The 21,576-nt window shown below is 60.5% G+C and carries 13 protein-coding genes; 2 read left to right on the plus strand and 11 right to left on the minus strand.

Going from position 1 to position 21,576, the window contains the following annotated elements; translation table 11 throughout:
• Nucleotides 1-17 precede the first annotated feature (17 nt).
• The 11 genes from ACOOHD_RS12080 to ACOOHD_RS12130 all read right to left on the minus strand — a co-directional run bounded on the left by ACOOHD_RS12080 (nt 18) and on the right by ACOOHD_RS12130 (nt 16,043).
• A complete protein-coding gene (locus ACOOHD_RS12080) occupies nt 18-623 on the minus strand; it encodes a ribonuclease HII (RefSeq protein WP_420458136.1) in 606 nt (201 codons plus the stop codon).
• Nucleotides 623-1,306, minus strand: coding sequence for a hypothetical protein (locus ACOOHD_RS12085; RefSeq protein ID WP_420458137.1), 684 nt, complete (start codon nt 1,304-1,306; stop codon nt 623-625). Before ACOOHD_RS12085 ends, ACOOHD_RS12080 begins: the two co-directional genes overlap by 1 nt.
• 34 nt (nt 1,307-1,340) lie before the next feature.
• Entirely contained in the window at nt 1,341-3,341 is a 2,001-nt protein-coding gene (locus tag ACOOHD_RS12090; protein WP_420458138.1) for an alpha-L-arabinofuranosidase C-terminal domain-containing protein, read from the minus strand.
• 79 nt (nt 3,342-3,420) lie between these two features.
• On the minus strand, nt 3,421-4,755 hold the full coding sequence (locus ACOOHD_RS12095) for a glycoside hydrolase family 127 protein (protein WP_420458139.1): 1,335 nt from the start codon (nt 4,753-4,755) through the stop codon (nt 3,421-3,423).
• Between the two features lie 7 nt (nt 4,756-4,762).
• A complete protein-coding gene (locus ACOOHD_RS12100; RefSeq protein ID WP_420458140.1) occupies nt 4,763-5,743 on the minus strand; it encodes an arabinan endo-1,5-alpha-L-arabinosidase in 981 nt (326 codons plus the stop codon).
• Nucleotide 5,744: 1 nt separating this feature from the next.
• On the minus strand, nt 5,745-6,677 hold the full coding sequence (locus ACOOHD_RS12105; protein WP_420461429.1) for a glycoside hydrolase family 43 protein: 933 nt from the start codon (nt 6,675-6,677) through the stop codon (nt 5,745-5,747).
• 65 nt (nt 6,678-6,742) lie between these two features.
• Nucleotides 6,743-8,290 (minus strand): alpha-N-arabinofuranosidase, encoded by a 1,548-nt coding sequence (locus ACOOHD_RS12110; RefSeq protein WP_420458141.1) that lies wholly within the window; start codon nt 8,288-8,290, stop codon nt 6,743-6,745.
• 110 nt (nt 8,291-8,400) lie between these two features.
• Nucleotides 8,401-9,840: an ASPIC/UnbV domain-containing protein gene (locus ACOOHD_RS12115; protein ID WP_420458142.1), complete on the minus strand. Its 1,440-nt coding sequence runs from the start codon at nt 9,838-9,840 to the stop codon at nt 8,401-8,403.
• Nucleotides 9,841-9,875: 35 nt separating this feature from the next.
• The gene (locus tag ACOOHD_RS12120) at nt 9,876-11,387 is read right to left on the minus strand and encodes an arabinan endo-1,5-alpha-L-arabinosidase (protein WP_420458143.1); all 1,512 of its coding nucleotides are present in this window, start codon (nt 11,385-11,387) and stop codon (nt 9,876-9,878) included.
• Nucleotides 11,388-11,397: 10 nt separating this feature from the next.
• Nucleotides 11,398-12,948 carry a RagB/SusD family nutrient uptake outer membrane protein gene (locus ACOOHD_RS12125; protein WP_420458144.1) on the minus strand — a complete coding sequence of 517 codons (1,551 nt, stop codon included), beginning with the start codon at nt 12,946-12,948 and terminating at the stop codon, nt 11,398-11,400.
• Nucleotides 12,949-12,953: 5 nt separating this feature from the next.
• Nucleotides 12,954-16,043, minus strand: coding sequence for a SusC/RagA family TonB-linked outer membrane protein (locus ACOOHD_RS12130; RefSeq protein ID WP_420458145.1), 3,090 nt, complete (start codon nt 16,041-16,043; stop codon nt 12,954-12,956).
• A 406-nt stretch (nt 16,044-16,449) separates the two neighbouring features.
• Here ACOOHD_RS12130 and ACOOHD_RS12135 point away from each other — a divergent pair, with 406 nt between their 5' ends.
• Both ACOOHD_RS12135 and ACOOHD_RS12140 read left to right on the plus strand, forming a co-directional pair.
• Entirely contained in the window at nt 16,450-20,790 is a 4,341-nt protein-coding gene (locus ACOOHD_RS12135; protein WP_420458146.1) for a two-component regulator propeller domain-containing protein, read from the plus strand.
• Between the two features lie 91 nt (nt 20,791-20,881).
• Entirely contained in the window at nt 20,882-21,574 is a 693-nt protein-coding gene (locus ACOOHD_RS12140; protein WP_420458147.1) for an NUDIX hydrolase, read from the plus strand.
• The last annotated feature ends 2 nt before the right edge of the window (nt 21,575-21,576 follow it).

Here is a 21,576-nt window from a genome sequence, read left to right on the forward strand (position 1 = left end):
CCGTAAAGGTAGGTCGATCAGGGGAAGAGCGCGTACTGCTTCCCGCCCGCTAGCAGGGTGAAGCTGCGGCGGTGGTGTACGGTGGCTCCGTGGGTTTCGATGGCGGCGCGGTGGGCCCGGGTGGGATAGCCGCGATTAGTGTGCCAGGAAAACTGCGGATAGTCTTGGTGCAGGCCGAGCATGTGTTCATCGCGGTGGGTCTTGGCGAGGATACCGGCCGCGGCGATGGACTGGTACTTTCCATCGCCCTTGATAACGCAGAGGTGGTCGATGCCGGGGTAATCAATAAAAAACTTTCCATCAATGAGCAGGAAGTCGGGCCGGGTGGTGAGCGCATCCAGGGCGCGGTGCATGGCCCGGTAGCTGGCCTGGAAGATATTATGGCGGTCGATCTCAGCCACCGAGTAGCTGGCTACGGCCCAGGCTAGGGCATCGGCTTCGATCTGCTGGCGGAGGTCGTTGCGGGTAGTCTCATCTAGCTTTTTGCTGTCATTGAGCTCAGGATTAGCGTAGCCAGGGGGTAGAATCACGGCGGCGGCGAAGACCGGGCCGGCTAGGCAGCCGCGGCCGGCCTCGTCGCAGCCGGCTTCGTGGCGCTCCGCAGTATGATATGGTAGCAGCACTATTCGCCATCCCCCTTGCGGGGCGAGATCATAATATGCGCCCGGTACGTACCCGGGTCCATGATCCAGGGGTGGTTGGGTGCAACGGGCGACTCCGGCAGGCCCGTGGAAGCGGCCGTAGCGTAGGGCATGTACACCACGTACCGGTAGCTGGCTTCGGCGACTTCACCGGTGGCGGGGTCATACCGGGCCTCGGGACCGGAATAGACGTGGAGGGTGCTACCGGTATCACCCATCGTCAGCTTTCCGGACTTTACCTCCTGCTCACGCAGTGCATCGATCTCCTGATTGGACTTGCCTTCCGCCCGTAGTTCCCGCCCCCGGGCCATGAAGGGTTCCAGGCTCTTATGGTAGCAGGCGGCGCTAAACCCATCCTTACTGGGATCGTCGGCCAGGCAGATGAATTCATTGGTACCCTCGCGCAGGGTAACTAGCTCACCGGCCGCATTGTAGCCGATGACCTTGGCACCGGCGCGGCTGGCCTCGGGGGCGGCCAGGAGGGCGGTAGCGAGGTAGGCCTCGGGGGTATCAATAGACTGGAGGTCAGCACCCTCATTCCGGGGGTCGGGATCCGTGAGGGCTGCATTGGTGTCGGTGGCGGTTACCGCCTGGCCGGAGCCGTCCGGGCCAGCATCGCAGGCGACCAGTACGGTCAGGCAGGTAAAAAAGTAAAGGACTTTCATGATGGTGGTTTGTGCCTAAGATAGGGTCTGTCGGTCAACGGGCCGGCAAATCGACCCGGTAGATGACCAGCGACTTAGCGGGAACGTCCGCCACCAGTTGGTCACCCTCTACGACCAGAGGCTGCTCCCGGGGGCTGATACGCCGGGGAGCGGCGAAGGAGTTGAGCGTTTCGCCCTCCGGGCTTCCCAGGGTGAGGGCGGTGGCCTCACCAAGACTCCCGGCGTTGGCCAGCTCGATGCGGACGGAGTGGGCCTCGGCACCGGTGTTGGCCACCTTGATGTACAGCTGCCCGCGTTCGCGGTCTTTTACAGCCGAGGCGTAGAGGTCCTGCTGCCCGGTGACGGCCTCCCCGTTGCTGGTGATGTGCAGCAGGTCGGTTCCGGCGTGGTTGGCGAAGAGTTTCTGCACGTAGTAGTTGGGCGTGCCGTAGGATTCCAAGTTATTGAACCAGATCAGGTCGGGCGTCCACTGCCAGCCGTCGGCGTGGGCCATGAGGGGCGCGTAGGAGGTCATGACCACCAGGTCGGCGTTGCGTTCCAGCCCGGTCATGAAGGCAGCCTCCGCCAGGGCGCATTCCCAGTTGTTCTCGTTGTCTGGGCTGGCGATGGCCACACTCTGGGCGGCGTACTCCCCGGCGAAGATTTTCGGGCCGTCGCGGTCGTAACTGTCGTAGCGGGTGGCGTTCTGCCGGAACCAGTTCGGGGGACGGTAATAGTGTTCGTCCACGATCTCGGCGTCCAGTTCGGTGAGCTGCTCCATACCGTACTCGAACTGCTCCCCGTCCGGGAAGGGTCCGCTGCCGGAGATGATGACGATGTCGGGGTGTTGTTTCTTGATCGACGCCTCGAACACCCGGTAGCGCTCGATGTAGTCCGGGCCCCACTGCTCGTTACCGACCCCGATGTACTTCATGGCGAAGGGTTCGGGATGGCCCATGTCGGCGCGTAGTTTGCCCCAGCGGGTGGCCGTATCGCCGTTGGCGAATTCGATCAGGTCAAGGGCATCCTGAACGTAGGGGTCGAGTTCGTCCATCGGTACGACTTCGCCGGTGTTGAACTGGCAGGCCATGCCACAGCTCAGGATGGGCAGTGGCTCGGCACCCAGGTCCTCGGCGAGCTGGAAGTACTCGAAGAATCCGAGGCCGAAGCTCTGGTAGTAATCCGGCGTCGGCCGGTGGTCGAATTCCGTATTCCAACGGTTGACCAGCAGCTCCCGTTCCTCGATCGGTCCTACGGTTTTTTTCCACTGGTAGCGCCGGTCCAGCGTCCGCCCCTCCACGATGCAGCCCCCCGGGAAGCGCAGGAAACCGGGCTCGAGGTCGGCCAATAGTTGCACCAGGTCCTTGCGCAGGCCCTGCTTACGTCCCTTCCAGGTGTCCTGGGGAAACAGCGAGATCATATCCAGGTCGATCTCCCCTGTGCCGGTAAAGGTGATCCGTAGTCGGGCCTTCTGCTCCGTCGCGGTGGCCCTGAGCGTGCCGGTGTACTCCTGCCAGGATGTGCCGGCCACGGGCAGAGTGGTACTCCCCAGGGAGGTTCCCACCGTGTCAATCAGCTCGAAGCGGATAGCCGTCACGCTTCCCTTCCCCGGCCGGGCGTGCACGGACACGTCATAGCTGGCACCTTCCCGCACCCCCATCCCCCGGAAGCCTTCGTTGATTAGGGTATAGTTATCCGGGTTCATTAGCGTAACCCGCAGAAAGTTCAGGTCGGCCGGGTCCTCACCGTTCTTGATGATCGTGCTTCTGCCAGAATCCTCGTTAAGGGAAAAGCGATCGGAGGTCGGCTCTACCCAGCCTGTTTTGGGCAGTTCGAACTCGAAGTTGCGGTTCTTGACCATCTCGGCGTACAGCCCGCCATCGGCCGCGAAGTTGATGTCCTCAAAGAAAATACCGTACATCGTGGGCTGGATGGCGGCCCTGGTGTCGGCCACATCCACCGTGAGTTGATGGTCGACGTCGTCCTGACTCCATAGCACGTAGCTACAGCCGGTGAGTAGTACTAAAATGGTCAATGCTTGAGTAATCAATTTCATGGGTAGCTTTTGTGGTGATGAGGGGGGGGGAAATGGGAGCGGAGTGATTGTTATGGTTGCTTACGCTGGAGCCAGACTTTCATTTTGCCCACGTGAGGTTTGTCGGGCAGCAGGAACAGTCGAACCAGTCCTGGCGGGTGCAGGCCCCGCGGTTGAAGGTGTATACGCCGTCGGATTCCAGGGCATTGGGATAGAAAAACTTGGTGCCGTCCAGTGACAGGCCGGCGATCAGCCCATTGTAGAGGGTGCGCTCCAGCACGTCCAGGTAGGCCACCTCACCGCTCTGCCGGTGCAGCCGGTGGTTCCAGTACACGCTGCCGATGGCGGCGCAGGTCTCGTTATAGGCCGTCAGGTTGGGCAGTTCGAAATCTTCTCCGAAAGCTTCCCCTTCGTGGCGGGCGCCGATGCCGCCGGTGATGTAGATCTTCTTGCTGACCATATTCTCCCACAGCGCCCGTACGGCCCGCTGGTAGGGCTCATCTTGCATTAGTACGCCGATATCGGTCATGGCGGCGTACATGTATACGGCACGGACCGCGTGGCCGGTGACCTCCCGCTGGTCTACTACCGGCAGGTGGTCCTGGGAGTAGGAGCCGAAGAGCGCGTGGTGTGCGGGTTTGCCGCGGTGGTCGAGAAAGTAGCGGGCCAGTTGTAGGTACGCTTTTTTGCCGGTGAGCTCGTAGAGCTTGAGCAGCCCGGTCTCGATGATTTGGTGGCCGGGCACGGCGTGAATCTGAGCCTTCCCGTTACCGAAGGTGGCCACCATAAGGTCGGCGTTCTTTAGGGCAATGTCCAGGAAGCTGCGCTTGCCGGTGGCTCGGTAGTGGGTGTAGGCCGCCTCGTAGAGGTGGCCGGCGTTATAGAGTTCGTGGCTCATGGCCAGGCCCTCCCAGCGCTTACCCTCCTTTACTTCTACCCAGGGGGCGGGTGGGCTGGCGGGGTCGATGGTACGCCAGGTGGTCAGGTAGCCATCCGCCTCCTGACCGATGGCGATGATAGCGATGAGGCTGTCGGTCAGGGCTTCCAATGTCTCGTTCGGCGCGCTGATCAGGGAGTTGGAAGCTCCCTCGATGATCTTGTACAGATCGGTGTCGTCGAAGGGCATGTCTCCCCGTACCTTCCCCTGCCGCACTCCGCCGGCGATGAGGAAGTTCTCCATACGGCCCTCTTGCTCGCACTTGGCGATGGCGTACTTGATAGTCTTCTCCTGGACGCGCTCGATGATGGGTAGCCAGAAGTCATCCTCCATGCGGACGTTGCGAATGTCGACGGGCTCGATGGGGTATGCCGCGTAGATGGAATCCAACCCCGGGTCCGGGGCCACCGGACTAGGACCTTCTGGTTGGAAACCCGCCAGCAGTAGCAGAGCCCCGATGGCCCCGCCCCACCAAAGATGAGTAGACGAGTGTGGCATAAATGGATTAGTTAAGGGGGCGTACTGTGGGCCAACCGCCGTCGGTCCAACTGATCTCCCGTGTCATTAATTTGGAATGCCCCTCGTCGCCGGCATCGTAGGCGTGAAAGAAGAGGTAATCCGTGCCATCGAAGGTGTAGGCGCTACAGTGACCAGCCCCGTACCAATCCTCATTACCCCTCACCACCAGGGTGCCACCCCCATAGAAGAGGCTCTTGCCTTCCCGGTCGAGGTAGGGTCCCGTGACCTCCCGCGATCGGCCGACCACCACTTTGTAGGTGCTCTCCGCACCGCGGCAGCACAGGTCCCAGGATAGGAACAGGTAATACCAGCCGTCCTTCTTGAACACGAAGGGGGCCTCCAGGGCGGCATCGCCCGGGTTGAGGTCGCTGATTTCGAAACTGCGCTCCCGGCGGGCGATGGTCCGCCATTCCTGAGGCTCGGCGATGCGGAGCAGATCGGGATCCATACGCACCAGTTTGAGCCCATTCCAGAACGATCCGAATGACATCCAGGGGGTACCCGCGTCGTCAAAGACGATGTTGGGGTCAATGGCGTTCCACAGGTCGCGCTCCGGATGTGACTGGATCACGATCCCACGGTCTGTCCAGCCGCCGTCCTCCGCCTCAGGGTCCAGAGTGGAAGCGGTCGCTACGCCGATGGCGGAGGTGTTCTTGCCGAAGGAGGACACGGAGTAGTACAGGTAGTACGTCCCCTGGTGAAAGAGTACGTCCGGGGCCCAGTAATGTCCCCCGAAGTCGGGCACCACCCCCTTTGTCCAATCGAGCTCGGCGGAGAAGACCGGGTCAGCCCTCGTCCAGTTCTCCAAGTCGGGAGACGTGAAGTGGGCCACGCCGCTGCCGGTGGCGAATAGGTGGTACAGGCCACCCTGCTCGATGACTACGGGGTCGTGTACCCGGATAGGATCGTCCTGTGCCGTCAGCGACAGCGGGATCAGTGCGAGGAGGAGACGAATGAAGTGGGTCACGTTACTCGGTTTGAATGCCCTCGGAGGTCATGATCACCCGTCGCATGGTGCCGTCCGGCCGGTAGTGGAGCCGGTCGATGCAGACCGAACGGCGGAAGCTGCCCCCGAAGTCCGGTGCGGGTAGCCCTCCGGTATGGTAGATGAAATAGTCCTTGCCACGGTACTCCAGAATGGCCTGGTGGTTGGTGTTGCTGTTGCCGGCCAGTTCGCTCAGAATGCCCCGGTACTCCCAGGGGCCCCTAACGGACCGGGACATGGCGTAGGCAATCTTTTCCGGGAACTGGTAGGCGTAGCTCAGGTAGTACCAATCGCCCCGCTTGTGCACCCAGGGGGCCTCGGTGAAGTTAGGCAGTCCTTCCACGACGCGGATCGGCCCGTCGAGCTCGGTCATGTTATCCTTCAGCTTGGCGAAGTAGCACTTGGTGTTGCCCCAGAAGAGGTAGGCCTGGCCGTCATCGTCGAGGAATACCGTGGGATCGATGTCGTCCCAACTGATATCGGTGGCCGTGGTCATGTCGTTGGTGATCAGTGCCTGCCCCAGCGCATCCCGGAAGGGCCCGGTGGGGCGATCGGCCACCGCCACCCCGATTGCCTTTCCACCCACGGTGCCGTGTTCTACCGATACGTACCAGTAGAATTTGCCGTCGCGTTCGATCACTTCGGCCGCCCAGGCGTCGGCCTTGGCCCAGGCGAAATCGCCGACGCTCAGCGGCACCGGGTATTCGGTCCAGTTAACCATATCGGTGGAGGAGAACACCAGCCACTCGTTCATCCGGTAGAAATCCCCGTCGATAGCCGCCTCGTCGTGGCCCGTGTACAAGAAGACAGTGTCATCGTGGACCAGCGCGGCGGGGTCGGCCGTGAACTCGTGGCGAATAACCGGATTGTTTAAGACCTGCGCGACCGTATCGGCCGGAGCCAGCGCGAACAGCATACCGCCCAGTAGGGGTGGGAAAAGCGACCAGCGGTGGTCACAGATGGATATAAAGCGGTGCATTATCACTTGGTCGCTCGCAGTACGATGACGGAATGGGCGGGCACGCTCAGTTGCAGCTTCCCGTCCCGCAGGGCGGCCTCGGTAAAGGCGACGGGCGTGACCGTACCGGGGGCCTCGAAGGTGTTGTGGGCGTCCAGGGAGTCGCCGGTGAGTATCTCCCCTTCCACCTCGCTTAGGTTCAGGCCGGCAACGTCCAGTTCCACCTGGTGGCTCCGCTCGCTGTCAATATTCACTAGCGAGAAGTGCGCCGTGCCCTGCTCGTCCCGGGACGCGGAGATTGAAATTGCCGGCAGGCTCTCCCCCTCGTAGGTGTACTCCGGCGAATCGAAGCTTACCGGCAGCAGCTCAGCGTCGTGATGCGGCGTGTACATCCGAAAAATATGGTAGGTGGGGGTCAGTAACATCTTTTCCTCCTCCGTCAGCACCACGGCCTGCAGCACGTTCACCGCCTGGGCGATGTTGGCCATCTTGACCCGGTCGGCGTGGTTGTTGAAGATATTCAGCGTGGCCCCGGCCAGCATCGCGTCGCGGATGGTGTTCTGCTGGTAGAGGAAGCCGGGGTTCGTACCGGGTTCGACGTCGTACCAGCCGCCCCACTCGTCGACGAAAAGGTCCACCCGCTGCTCGAGGTCGTACTGGTCCATGATGGCCACGTGCTTCTCGATCAGTTCTTTCATCTTAAGCGCCTCCCGCATGGTACTGAAGTACTGGCGCTCGCTAAATCCGGTGGCCGGGCCCTTGGCGCTCCAGTCGATTACGGAGTAGTGGTGTAGAGCAATGGCCTCAATGAGGTTCTTCGGGATGTTCTTCATCAGCACCTCCGTCCAGTTATAGTCCTCGCTGCTGGCGCCCGAGGCGATGCGCACCAGTTCGCCGGAGTTGCCCCAGTCGCTGGTGAAGGTGGCGTAGCGGCGGTAGATATCGGCGTAGTACTCGGCCCGCATATTACCCCCGCAGCCCCAGGCCTCGTTGCCGATACCCCAGAACTTGACGTCCCAGGGTTCCTCGCGGCCGTTTTCTGCGCGCAGGTCCGGCATGGGGCTGGTTCCGGCCGGGTGGGTAGTGTATTTGATCCAGTCGGCCAGTTCCTGGGGCGTGCCGCTGCCGACATTGGCCGAGAGGTAGGGCTCGGTATCCAGCAGCTCGCACATATTCAGGAAGTCGTGGGTGCCGAAGCTGTTGTCCTCCTTCACGTTGCCCCACCAGACATTCAGGATGGAGGGCCGATCCTCCTTAGGGCCAATGCCGTCTTTCCAGTGGTAGGTGTCGGCGAAGCAGCCACCCGGCCAGCGCAGGTTAGGGATCTTTAGGTCACGCAGGGCCTCGACCACGTCCATCCGTACCCCGTCGGTATTGGGAATCTCGCTGTCCTCCCCTACGTAGAACCCCCCGTAAATACTGCGGCCCAGGTGCTCGGCGAAGTGCCCGTAAATATGGCGGCTGATGGTGGGGCCCTCCGTTCCCGAATTTACCTGCACCGCCACCGTTTGAGCGGGCAGTTCCAGGTTGGCGGTCAGTAAGAGGAGTAAAAGCGGTACGTTAATGCGCATGATCGTAGGGTTAGCTGATTGGAATACCGGGTGAAGAGCCCAGCAAGGTTCGTTTTGGGGCGGGGCCGCAGGTGCAGGGGGGATTGACGACGGCGATAAGTAAAGTACGGTCATCGGTCGATAAGCATGACGTTCTGAGTGTAGGTTCGACCCCTTAGCCCGGCCCGCAGGATGTATATACCCGGGGGAAGCGGCCAAGCGTTCAGGGTACCGGTCAGGCGATCTTCCCGCTTGTCCAGCCGGTAGCGCCGGTGTACCCGCCCGAGTGGTCCGATCAGGGTTACCGACACGCTGCCCCGGTAGGATCCAGAGAACTCCCAGTGAATGCGGCCTTCCACGGCGGGATTAGGGTACAGACGTAGTGCATCGGCCACGGAGTCCGTGGATACGGGCAATTGTAACCGCACCTGATTGCTGTAGTCCGAGCAGACCCCGCCACGGCAGGCGCGCAGGCGGTAGTAGACTTGCCCACCGCTCACGGGCTGCGGTTCGCCGTACTGGATCGCATCCCGGGGCACTGTCGCGCTTCGCGGGTCGGTGAAGGTGCTGTCCCCCGATCGTTGCACCTCGAAGCTGGTCTCGGTCGCCGAGCGATCCTCCCACCGCAGCCGGACGAGACCGTCCTCCAACACCGCCCGGAGTTGGCTGGGTGCGGGCAGGCGCTCGTAGTTCAGAGTTAGTAATTGGTTGATCTGCGGTGCCACGTAAGTGGTGACCGTCTGGTCAGGCCACCGTACGCTGATTTCCCGTACCCCGGTGTGCTGCCCCAGCCCGAAGTGGGCTTCGGCCGGCTCCTGACCGTAGAAGCTGGTGCCCGCGGTCATGAGCCGGGAGGTTCGCGTGCGCTCGCCGACGAGGGTGACGACGCTGCCGATGGCATAATGGTTCGGACCCGGCATGCGGGGGCGTACGGTGAGGTAGTTATTCTTAGTTTCCCGGGCCCCGGGAGTGTTCAGATACAGTAGCAGGGGGCGGCGATCGGCGGCGTCGGTCTTCAGCGTTTGCAGGATGTCCTGGTCACCGTCCCGGTCTAGATCCGCGCTCAGCAGTGTGGTGGCCCGCAGGCTATCGTCGAATCCCCAGCGCACGGAGACGTCGTGGAAGCCGGCGGTACTACCCAGCCAGAGACGGGAGCGGTCCCTGGGGTAGGCATATTCGTCCCACCAGCCGTTGGTGGTCAGCAAATCCTGATAGCCGTCGTTGTTGACATCGGAAAAGGTGGTCCCCCAGTCCCAGCCGCTGGCGGCGACCCCGTTGCCCTGGCTGCGGTCGATGTAGTGAAGGCGTCCCTTGCGGACTTCCCGAGTCAGTAAGCGATTATGTTGTTGCTGACCGTAGTACTGCCGGGTGATATTAATTAGGTACAGGTCGAGGTCCCCGTCGCGGTCGAAGTCGGCAAGAGAAAGTCCGTGACCGTACCGGGCGGTGAGCTCCTCCACCTCAGTGATTCCGCATTCCTCTGCTACCTGCACGAAGCGGGCCTGGGACTGGCCGGGGGCGGTCAGCCACGGTATCAGGACGGTAAGTAGTGCTGTGCGGGGGGAGGTCACGGGCGGGGATAAAATTTTTGCTGGGCGTTGAGTGATTAATTGGAGACTTTCTTTGCCCAGGCGGCATTCCCTCCCGCGTCCAGGCCGGTCAGCAGGATGGTTTCGGCCACTTCGTTTTCCCAATCACGACCCCGCTCCGTCCGCAGGGTGTACGTACTGCCGCCCAGAGCGAGGGTAAGCCACGGCGAGTCGTACGACCAGGTGCCGGTCGTAGCACCGGAGACGCTGCCGTCATCGCTGAGGTCGACGCGCTGCGCATCACTGAATCCCGGACTGCGTTGCTCGTCGGCGTAGCCCGGCACGACGGTATAGTCGAACAGAATGAGTTCCCAGCCGCCGCTAATCTCCGCTTCCCCGACGGCGGACTCCTCCTCCGTGGCGTAGCGCTGGCTGCTCACTATGGGCCACCCGCCCTCTGTCCAGAACAACTGCCGGAGGTGCATGACCATGTACAGCGGGTCCACGCCGGGCCGCCCCTGGTGGCCGAGGTAAAAGTTGTCGTTCTTTTCGAATACGCCGGGATGGGAGACACCCTGCCATCCGGAGTGGCCGAGAAAGCGATAGGGCGCCAGAATCATCGGCAGGTCGTCCCGTTCGTCGTTCAGGTCGTTACCCAGATAATCATAGAATGGACCGGTGGGGCTATCCGAGCGGCCCACGCGAACGTTGTACTTCGTCTCTAGCCAGTCATAGGCCAGGAACAGGTAGTACTGGTCAAATCCAGGGTGGTAGATAATTTCTGGACCTTCCAGATTTCCGTTGATAGTGTTACCGGTAAATCCACGCTGCGCCACCCGGACGCCCTTATCCCCGTTGCGCATAGCCAGCCCCGTATCCGGATCGAGTTCCAATTTGTAGATGCCATCCCAGGCCGAACCGTAGTACATCCAGTGTTCACCGGTCGGGGTGACGATAACCGTCGGGTCGATAGCGTTCGTCTGTCGGCTGGCGTCGTCCCGGGAGGTCACTACCAGTTCGCGTTCCCGAAAGGGGCCCCGGGGCTTATCGGCGGTCGCCAAACCAATAGCGCTAAGCCGCGGAGTAGGCGATGAAAGTGAGTAGTACAGTCGGTACTCCCCACCTACTTCGATCACGTAGGGGGCCCAGATGTTTCCGAAGGGTTCCCCGCCACTGCGGCGAATGAAATTGGCCCCCTGTACCGGAATACCGGGGAGGGCCCAGCCAACAAACTCCCACTCTACAAGGTTGATGCTGCGCCGTATCTGTATCCCGGGGCGGATGGCGTGCCCGTAGGCCACGTCGGTATTATAGCACCAGGTGAAATCCTCCTCCACCAGGTAGACCGGATCATGCACGTTGTAGTGCATCCAGTTATCGGTCTGGTCCGCCGAAGCCAGCTGGGAATAGGTATCGGAGAATAAACCGAAGTCTACCGCACCGTCGTCCAGTGAGGTGGTATCACCGGTGGGGGGCGGAACACTGGGGGTAGGAGTTGCCGTGACGGGGCCGGTCGCTTCCTCGCCGCAGCCAGGGGCCAACAGGCAGTAGGCGAGTACTAAGCAGTAGATGGACGGTTTGTAAAACATGGTCGGCAACCTAGTTCGCGGAGTTGCCTACTAGATTCTCGTTGCGATCCAGTTCAGGCTGGGGAATGGGGATGAGGTCTCTGCCTGCGGAGTAGGTATTGAACTCGAAATCGTGCGACTGTAACTCGTCCAATTCCGTTTCTAGTAGCCCCCAGCGGCGGATGTCCTCCCACCGCTTGCCTTCGATGGCGAGTTCCATGATCCGTTCGTGTTCAATCTGGTCCATGAATGCCGTGAGAGAATAGCCAGCAAACTCCGCCTCCCGGTCGGGGAGATTGGCTCGGTCACGCACCTGCTGCACGTAGCCGGCCGCGGCGGCGATATTGCCGGTATTGGCCAGGCACTCGGCGTACATGAGCAGGACATCGGCGTAGCGGATAATGTGGTAGTCGAAGCCAGCGGTAAAGGCATCCGTTCCGCCGACGGCATTGGTGTACTTTTTGATGAAGTAGTCGCCTTCCCGAAACCCGCGCTCGAACCAGTCCACCCCGTAGGCCGTGGTGTAGCCGTCATCGGGTTCGTAGGAAAGGATCGTCGCGTGGTAGCGAGGGTCGAGGCTGCCGTCAATGGTTCGCTCTTCCCGCATCTCGCTATAGAGGAACGGCGTGGGGTAGAAATCAAAGAAGTCACCCACCGAGTAGGTTGGCGTAAGGGCCAGAAATTGGCGCCAGTTCACGTTCGGGTCGCCGCCCCAGTTGAATTCAGCGGCGGCACTGGTGGTGAAGTCAGCCCAGAAGATTTTTCCCGGATTGGCGGCTTCGATACCGGGATCCTGAGTAAATAGGTCCGCGTAGTTCTCGGCCAGCTTGTATTCGTTGGAATTGACTACGGCGGCAAAGAAGGGTTGGGCCGCGGCGTAATCCCCCTCGTACAGGTGGACCATGCCCATCAGGGCGTTGGCCGCTCCGCTGGTAGCACGCCCTTCCTGCTCCCGGTCGACACCGGAAACGTCATTGTAGTTCTGCGGTAGGCTGAAGATCGCTATATTTAAGTCCGTCTTCACCTGGTTGTAGATGTCCTCCCGGCTCACGTCGGCATTGCTCGGGTAGAAGTCATCGCCGCCCTGCGGAGTGCTCAGGATAATGGGGACGCTTCCGTGGGTATTGGCTAGCTTGAAGTAGGCCAGCGCCCGCAGAAAATGGGCCTGCCCCAGTAGCCTGCTCCGGAGGTCCTGCTCCAGGTCCTCCACCAGGGGAATATTCTCCAGGGCCTGGTTGGCCCGGGATATCATGATGTAATGGCCGTGCCAGAAGATGTCCAAGTCACCAAAGGTAGGCGGGATGGTAAATCCCGCAATCCCGGTGAAGAAGGCCCAGGGGCTACGCGAACTGATCTCGTCGCTGCGGGCATCATTATAGACCGGCGAGATCCGCTGGTAGAGCCCATCAATAATGAGTACGTTGTAGATGGCATCGACGGCGGCAACTGCCTGTTCGGCGTTTTCGTAAAACTGACCCGCGGAGAGCCGGTTGGGGTCGACGATGTCAAGTTCGTCGTTGCAGCCGAGGGTGCCGGCGAGGACGCAGGCGGCTAATAGGTAACGTTTAATGCAGTTTTTCATAATCGTCAGAATTGAAGTTGTAGTCCTACCATAGTGGTCCGCGGCCGGGGAAAGGTGCCGAAGTCGAAGCCGGGGTTGAGGATACCAGCCTGAAAATCCGGGTTGTAGCCCTTGTAAGCGGAAAAGGTGTGAACGTTCTGCATGGTGGCGTAAATACGTGCCGACCGCAGCCTGACCCGCTCCAGGATACCACCTCCGAAGGTGTAGCCCAGTGAGATAGTGTTGATGCGGAAATAGTCGCCGCTCTGAAGCCATCCGGGGCGGTCGGAGTCCCGCTGGTTATCGTTTGGATCACTAAGCACGACCCGCGGAATGTCCGTATCGGTGTTTTGCGGGGTCCAGCGATCCAGGATATCCGTATGCCAGTTGGTATAACCGGAGGTGACCATCAACCCCCGGTACAGGTTGCTGTTGATCAGGTTGCCACCGCTGCCCTGCCCGAAGATGGTGAAGTCGAAGTTTTTGAAGTTGGCGACCACGTTCAGGCCGTAGTAATAAGTGGGTAATCCGCTGCCCAGGTACTGCCGGTCCTCTTCGTTGAGGATATTGTCACCGTTGAGATCGGCGAAGCGGATGTCGCCAGGTGCGGTATTGTCCCGTTGGAACGGAGCTTCGGCAATTTCGTCCGAAGACTGGAAAACCCCTTCGTAGACCCAGCCGTAGTGGCGCCCGATGGCCCCCCCTACTTCCGTGCGGGCACCGGTGCCGGATAGGAAATCCAGGGTGCCAATATCCAGCACCTTGTTGTTCACGGTGTAGAAATTGGGCGAAACATTCAGGGTCAGGGCACCGATCCGCGGGCGCCAGTTTGCCGAGAATTCCAGCCCGCTGTTCTCGATGGAGCCGGCGTTTGTGGTCAGTCCGGACAGCGACCCGTTGGAAAGCGGGATCGGCAGGTCGATCAGCACGTCGTCAGAGGTATTGGAATAATATTCGGCCGTGAAGTCCAACCGTCCGTCCCACATCTCCAGGTCCACGCCGACGCTGCGCGTGGTCCGGGTTTCCCAGGTGATGGAAGGATCCACGAGGATCGTCGTGGCGGCACCCAGCACCCGGCCCGTCGAGAACTCGTAGGGGATTGCGCGGTTGATCGTGCCCTGGTAGCGGAAGTTGCCGATCTCTTGGTTGCCCAGTCGCCCGTAGCCCCCGCGCAGCTTCAGGGCGGTGATCGAAGCGGGCAGGCGGAGGTCGTTGTGCACCTTCCAGGCCAGGCCAATGGATGGAAAGAAGGCGAACCGGTCGGCCTCCCGGAAGCGGGAGGAGCCGTCGTAGCGCCCGTTGACCGTCAGCAGGTAGCGGTCGTTGAACTCGTAGTTGATCCGGCCGAAGTACGACGCCAAAGCCGCCGGCTGCTGGTTGTCGATCACGCTGTACGTCGCGGCACTGGTCAGGCTCAGGTTGTAGGGCTTTTCCAACCCGGAACCTACCGCGGAGATCTGCCGGTAGTTGAAGTTCTGAAAGCTTTGACCCGCCAGTAGGGTGATCTTATGTTTGGTGGAGGCGTAGTCGTACTTCAGGGTATTCTCCACCAGAAAGGAATTCGAGGACCGGTCGCCCGCCTGGAGTTCGGCAATCGGACGGGGGAAGAAGTACCCCAGGTCGTACTGCGGTGCGAAGAGCTGATCCGAGATGTCACTGTTGTCGTACTGGAGGTTCAGTCGGTAGGACAACCCGTCCACAATCTCAAGCTCACCGTATACGTTTGCCAGTAGCCGGTCGACCGTGGTGTTGTTAGAGACCAGGCTATTGAAGCCGGGTACGTTGAGCGTGATGGACTGGTGGATGACCGCGTCCGCACCCCCGAAGCCACCCTCGCGGGCCGGATCGCGGAGCGGGATGGTCGGGGCCGCCTGTAGCAGGTCGTTGACCAGGGTGGGCCTACCGCCGGGAAGGAACAGGGTGTATACCCCGTTGTAGAACAGGGGGCTTTCGTCGGAGCGCATGTAGTACACGTTCTCCCCGAACTTGAAGCGGCTGCTGACTTCCGTTTCGGAGTTGACCCGTAGCGAATAGCGGGTATAGTCGGGGCCACTCCCGACGAGGGTGCCTTCGTTGTCCAGCAGATCCAGGGAGGCGTACAGATTGGTCCGCTCCGTGCCGCCCGAGATGGCGAGGTTGATATTGGAGATGGACCCGTCCTTGTAGCCGGCGTCCTGCCAGTTGGTGTTGATGTTGTCGATATAGTCTGCCGAATTGGGGTCGTTACCCGGTACCGGAGGCATACCGGCATTGGCAAGCAGTTCGGTGCTGATGGCCTGGTAGCCCAGCCGGTCGAGCACCGGGATACGGTCCGGTACGGTCTGAATGCCGGTGTAGGCATTAATGGAGATGCCGAATTTTTGATTCTTCTTACCAGCCTTCGTGGTAATGATCACCACTCCGTTGGCCGCCCGGTTGCCGTAGATAGCACCCGAGGTGGCATCTTTCAGCACCTGGATGGACTCGATATCGTTGGGGTTAATATCACGGATGCCACCCGGCAGGGGGAATCCGTCCACTACGTACAGTGGCTCGGCCCCGGCTCCGAGGCCGAAGGTGCTAACTCCGCGAACCCGCACCGTCGGCGTGGCACCAGGCTGGCCGTCCGATGTGATGGATACCCCGGCCACACGGCCCTGCAACATCTGGGTCACGTCGTTACTAGCCTGTTTCGTGATCTCCTCCGCGTCCACCACGCTGACCGAGCCCGTCAGGTCTTCCTTACGCTGGGTACCGTAGCCAACGACCACCACTTCGCTCAGCACCTGCGTATCCTCGCCCAGCGTCACATCAATGACGGATTGGTTGCCTACGGGAACTTCGAGTCGTTTGTAACCCGTATAAGAAAATACCAAAACGTCTTCCGGGAGGGCTTGAATGGTGTATCCGCCATCGTAATCCGTCACCGTCCCGCGACTCTCCTCTCCAAGGATCACTACGTTGACGCCAATGAGCGGCTCCTCCGCTTCGGAGACGATCGTACCGGTGACCGTGTTTTGGGCCGTCAGCCCTAGGCTGCCCCCCAGAAACAACACGATGAAAAGCGACCGTAGCGTCCGCGGGCGACTGGTAAAGTTCGACCGCAGCCCCCGAGGGGCCACTGTTTGCATGATCATGAGTCTAGTAATTTAAAGTGTTGAAATGCGGTATTGGGATGACCCCACAGGCAGCGCGCCTATCGGAGAATTAAGCCATGCCCTACCGAAGAGGTAAATAGATAAGCGCATCGAGGCGATAAAGGAGGGGACGAATAATATTTTGTAAGTTCTAGCTAACGCAACTACCTAGATGGCCATCACGTAACAACGGTAGAATTTTGTGTTGGCGCAAGGTAGCTAGGTGACTTTGGCCACGGGGTGGACGGATCCGTAATTAAGGTGGACAATTCCGTATACACGCTTATTTTGATCCGCGCCTCACTACTTTGGGGGTAAAGCCTCTGCCCAGGGACCCACCCAGTGGGATCTCCTGCTGGCTCAAGCCGGTAAAAACCACACCTTAACGAAGGCTACAACACCCTGAATGAAGCGACGCTACAGCAAATTACTAGGGTTAACCGGCGTCCGAATCGGTAGGCTACTGCTGTGTTACGCACTGGCTTGCGGACTTACCGCCAACGCCCAGGAGTTTCCCTCCCATCTTCGTTACCTTACTACCGACGACGGGCTCTCACAGAACACCGTCGACTACGTGTTCCGGGACAGCCAGGGCTTTATGTGGTTTGCCACCTGGAACGGACTGTGCCGGTACGATGGCTACCAGTTTCGCGTCTATAAAGCGGATGGCACGGCGGACGGGCTACCGAGCAACTTCGTCCATACCCTGGCCGAAGACTCCTCCCACCATCTCTGGATCGGAACCACCGAGGGGCTCGGGGTTTATGATTTGGAGTACGGTCGCTTCGTGCAACTCACTGGGGTGCCGGATTCTTTAGGCCGAATGCGCGTCAATGCCCTGCACTATGCGGACGACGGGCAGGTCTGGATTGGTACGGATACGGATGGCTTTCACGTGCTGCAAGCGGATCAGGCGGGCCCGCGCTCGGTGCTGCGCGTCCGGCTCCGGCATTCCGGTTTGCGGGGGCAAACCGTGAACGCGATGTACCCGGTCGCCGCGGGTGGGGTGCTCGTAGGCACCAACTCGGGGCTTTTCGTGGTGGGGCGGGATGGTCAACCGCGTTCCTGTTCGTTGACATCCGCTCCGGAGGCGCGGGTACTTTCCATTCTAGCTGATGAGACGTACGGTTGGATTGGAACGGATGCCGGGCTCGTGCGGCGCAACCTAATTACTGGAGAGGAACGGATCTACCAATCGGACCCCTCAACTGCGGGAGGACTGTTGCACAATGCGGTAACGTCCCTAGCTTTCGACCAGCAGGGCCACCTGCTCGTGGGTACGCTGGGCGGACTCAACATCTACCGCCCGCTGGCCGACGATTTCCTGGCGGTTGCCGAGGGGGATGACCACCGGTCAAGTCTGAACAACCGCTTCGTAAATAGCCTCGCGGCGGATCCCATCGGTAACGTCTGGATCGGTACCGATAAGGGTGGTATCAATCAGTATAATCTGCACCAGCATCGTTTCGGCACTATCCTGCACCACCCCCACGAAGCCCACGGCCTGAGCAACGGTAAGGTGAACTCGATCCTTTCGGAAGGGAGGGATCTATGGGTGGGCACGGCCGGGGGCGGGTTGAACTTGGTGGACGGCCGGGAAACGGTGAAGCGGGTCTTTCGGAACGTGCCCGACCGGAGCGGCAGTCTGTCCAGTGATTTCGTGACCTCCCTAGTCCGAGATTCCCGGAACTACCTCTGGGTGGGCACCTGGGGAGGTGGACTGAACCGGCTGGACGATCCCGCTTCCGGCACCTTCAGTACCGTTGCTGCACTGTCCAGTAGTTTTATCTCCTCCCTGCATAGGGATACCAGCGGATTCATTTTGATCGGTAGCGAAAGCGCTCTAACTAGACTCGACCCGCGTGACATGTCGGTGGCCCGCCTGGATCCCGCTACCCTAGGGATTAATATCTCTGAAGTGGGCAGCATGATTCTGGATCGGCACGACGACTACTGGATCGGTACCCGCCAGGGCCTCTACCGTTTCCCGGCGCGGTCGGTCCGGAGTGATACGATGCGATTTGCCGCCGGGGAGGTTGACTTCTTCGACCGGGAGAGCGGGGTGCTTCCCGGCAACTACGTGCTGTCGTTGCACGAGGCCCGGGACGGCAGCCTGTGGGTAGGTACCTATGGGTATGGTCTGGTTCGCCTCATTCGCCACGGACGGGAGCTTCGATCCACCCATTTCGACGAGCAGGACGGGCTGTGCAACAACGTGGTATATGCCGTCCAGGAGGCACGCGGCGGGGAGCTCTGGCTCAGTACGGACTACGGCCTGTCCTGTTTCGATCCCGCAACGGAGACCTTTAAAAACTACTATGCGAACGATGGCCTGCCCAGCAATCAATTCTACTGGTCGGCTTCCGCCGCCGGGCCGCCGGACAGACTGTACTTCGGGAGCATCGACGGGCTGGTCTACTTTAACCCCGCCGACATATCCAATTATTTGGGACAACCCACCGCGACCCTCACCCGCCTTACGGCAATGGGTGAGGAGGTCCACCCGACGCAGATACGTCACGGCCGCACGGTACTCACTACCTCCCTCGACCGGGCGGACCGCATCGAGCTCTCCTACCTGGATAATGCCTTTACCCTGGAGTTTGCCGCTCTCGACTACTTCCTGTCCGAGAAGGTGCAGTTTGCCTACCGAATGCGGGGAATTGACCAGGACTGGGTCACGGTACCCTCCTCCCGCCGCTTTGCCAGCTACACCAATCTGGGGGGTGGCGAATACGTCTTTGAGGTTAGGGCGTCCAATGGCGAAGGCCAGTGGCAGCGCACGGCGACCCGTCTGCAGGTGATTGTTCATCCTCCCTTCTGGCGTACGAACTGGTTCTACGTGTTGCTGGCAGTCGTCGCCCTGCTGAGTGTCTTTTCATACACTAGGTGGAGAACCCGGTACCTACAGCGGCAAACCCGCAAACTCGAATCCTTGGTGCGGCAACGGACTGCCCACGTAGCCCGCCAGAAGAACATTCTCAAGGAACAGGCCGACCGGCTACGGGCCAATAACAAAACCCTCGAACAACGGCAGGGCGAGATCGCTGCGCAAAAAAACGAGTTGGAGGTGAAGAACCGGGAGATATCCCAGCAGCGAGATCGGTTGATCGAGATGAACGCCGAGGTCCGCAGGGTCAATGACCTACGTCTGCGGTTCTTTACGAATGTATCCCACGAGTTCCGCACCCCGCTGACACTGATCATTGCCCCCATAGAAAACTTGCTGGCACACTTCGGGAGCGATGACCGGGCCCGCGGCAGCCTGCAGGTCATTTACCGCAATGCCCGCCGCCTGCTGCACCTGATCAATCAACTGATGGACTTTCGGACCATCGAGGAGGGGAAACATCAACTTCGGCCGGTGTACGCTGACCTTGGAGCGTTCTTAACCACGGTAGGTGAGTCGTTTCGCAGTCTAGCGGAACACCGCGAACTGGATTTTAACATAAGCATACCGGGGGGCAACGCGCACGTCTGGTTCGATACCGAGAAGCTGGAACACGTGGTGTACAACCTGCTGTCGAATGCCATCAAGTATACACCCGCGGGCCAGAGTGTCCGGCTAAGCCTTTCCTTCGACCCGCCACCGACGGAGCGGGCGCCAGAATCCTTCACGGTGACCGTAGCCGACCGTGGCATTGGCATAGAAGCCGGTGCCATAGAACACATCCTCGATCCTTTCTACCGGGTACCCGGTACCGAGGGGCAGGGATCGGGAATCGGCCTGTCGCTCATCCGAGAAATCGTCCATGCGCTGAAGGGCAAGATCGAAGTGCAAAGCCAACCCGGGGCCGGATCGACCTTCAGGGTCACCCTGCCCTGCACCGAGGGCGCCTACGGTCAGCCGCCGCCAGCGTCCAGGACATTGACTACCCCGACCAGCCTCGCCGGCCGGATCGTTACGCTACGTGACAACCTCAAACGTTCCGACCGGGTACGGGCCAGGCGCTCGCCCACGCCCCCCGCCGCGACCGGTAAGCCGACCATACTGATTGTCGAGGATAACTACGACCTGCGAACGCTACTGGTGCAGAGCTTGGAAGCGAAATTCCGCGTACTCGAGGCGGGTGATGGCGTGGAGGGCTACCAGCTGGCCGCCCGCTACTCCCCCGAGGCCATCATCAGCGATATCATGATGCCCCGGATGAACGGGATCGAGCTGTGCCGAAAGCTAAAGGTGCAGATCCAAACGTCCCATATTCCGGTGATCCTTCTCACGGCCAAGGCGCTGGTGGAAAATCAGTTGGAGGGCCTGCGGGAGGGGGCCGACGATTACCTTTCCAAACCCTGTAACCTGGAGGTACTGCACGCCAAGATTGACAACCTGATCCAGTCGCGCCGCCGGATGAAAAAGCTGTTCGCCCGCTCGGCCACGCCCGAAGCGGCGGAGGCGACCGCCAATCCGGTCGATCGCGAGTTTCTGTCCCGCCTTTACGCCATTCTGTCCGAGCAGTACGCCGAGGCTACCTTCTCCCAGAGTGACCTGGCCGAAGCTATGTGCATGAGTCGCAGCCTGCTCTACAAAAAAGTTCGCTCCCTTACGGATATGTCGGTGACCGACTTCGTCAACCGCTACAAGATCAAGCGGGCCATCGACCTGATGGCCGAGGGCAGGCTAACCGTCTCGGAAGTTGCCTATTGCTCCGGCTTCCAAGATCCCAAGTACTTCAGCCGGGTGTTCAAAAAATTCTACGGCATGTCGCCGTCCGCCTATTTCTCCAACGACACGGCCAGTTCGGGATAGAAGAAAAGGGTGCCGCAGTACCACCGGTGAGAATAATTCTCTCACGAAAGGTTGTCAATGTGACAATCCATACCTACCTTGACCGCGCATCATGCAAAATTATCCAGCACAGGACCGCTTGCTCGTTGCCGTGGACTGCATCATCTTCGGTTTCCGGGAGGAGCGGTTGAACCTGCTACTGATCCGGCGGGATTTTGAGCCTCACCGGGGGGAGTGGTCCCTCATGGGGGGCTTCCTGCGGCGGGAGGAAGACCTCGACGCCGGCGCCCAGCGCGTCGTACAGACGCTGACGGGGCTGCGGGAGGTATACCTGGAACAATTCCACGTTTTCGGACGGGTAGACCGGGATACGGTGGAGCGTACGCTATCGGTCGGCTACTACGCCTTGGTGGACCAGGACATAGCCAGCGCGCAACTGTCCGGGGACTACGCCGCGCGGTGGGTACCCCTCGACGAGCTGCCCCCCCTGGTCTTCGACCACTGCCAGATGGTGGATGTGGCACTGGCGGCCCTCCGCTACCGCTCCACCCACGAACCGGTGGGTTTCGAACTACTGCCCGACCGATTCACCCTCACGCAATTGCAGCGGCTCTACGAGGCCATCTTCGGCCGCTCCATCGATGCGGGCAATTTTCGGCGGCGCCTGCGGCGGATGGATTACCTGGAGCAGACGAACGAAAAGGACTTTTCCCAATCCCGGAGCGGAGCCTGGTACTACCAGTTTCGCCCAGAAGGCTACGCCGCTGCCCGCCGCGACGGGGAGGCCTTTTTACTTAAACCCTGATC

Source organism: Neolewinella sp. (assembly GCF_965214665.1).
GTDB lineage: Bacteria > Bacteroidota > Bacteroidia > Chitinophagales > Saprospiraceae > Neolewinella.

Excerpts from the sequence above, each read along its gene's own strand:
- ACOOHD_RS12085 (WP_420458137.1), bottom strand. The coding sequence starts at position 1,306 with ATGAAAGTCCTTTACTTTTTTACCTGCCTGACCGTACTGGTCGCCTGC.
- ACOOHD_RS12090 (WP_420458138.1), bottom strand. The coding sequence starts at position 3,341 with ATGAAATTGATTACTCAAGCATTGACCATTTTAGTACTACTCACCGGC.
- ACOOHD_RS12095 (WP_420458139.1), bottom strand. The coding sequence starts at position 4,755 with ATGCCACACTCGTCTACTCATCTTTGGTGGGGCGGGGCCATCGGGGCT.
- ACOOHD_RS12105 (WP_420461429.1), bottom strand. The coding sequence starts at position 6,677 with ATGCTGTTCGCGCTGGCTCCGGCCGATACGGTCGCGCAGGTCTTAAAC.
- ACOOHD_RS12110 (WP_420458141.1), bottom strand. The coding sequence starts at position 8,290 with ATGCGCATTAACGTACCGCTTTTACTCCTCTTACTGACCGCCAACCTG.
- ACOOHD_RS12120 (WP_420458143.1), bottom strand. The coding sequence starts at position 11,387 with ATGTTTTACAAACCGTCCATCTACTGCTTAGTACTCGCCTACTGCCTG.
- ACOOHD_RS12125 (WP_420458144.1), bottom strand. The coding sequence starts at position 12,948 with ATGAAAAACTGCATTAAACGTTACCTATTAGCCGCCTGCGTCCTCGCC.
- ACOOHD_RS12130 (WP_420458145.1), bottom strand. The coding sequence starts at position 16,043 with ATGATCATGCAAACAGTGGCCCCTCGGGGGCTGCGGTCGAACTTTACC.
- ACOOHD_RS12135 (WP_420458146.1), top strand. The coding sequence starts at position 16,450 with ATGAAGCGACGCTACAGCAAATTACTAGGGTTAACCGGCGTCCGAATC.
- ACOOHD_RS12140 (WP_420458147.1), top strand. The coding sequence starts at position 20,882 with ATGCAAAATTATCCAGCACAGGACCGCTTGCTCGTTGCCGTGGACTGC.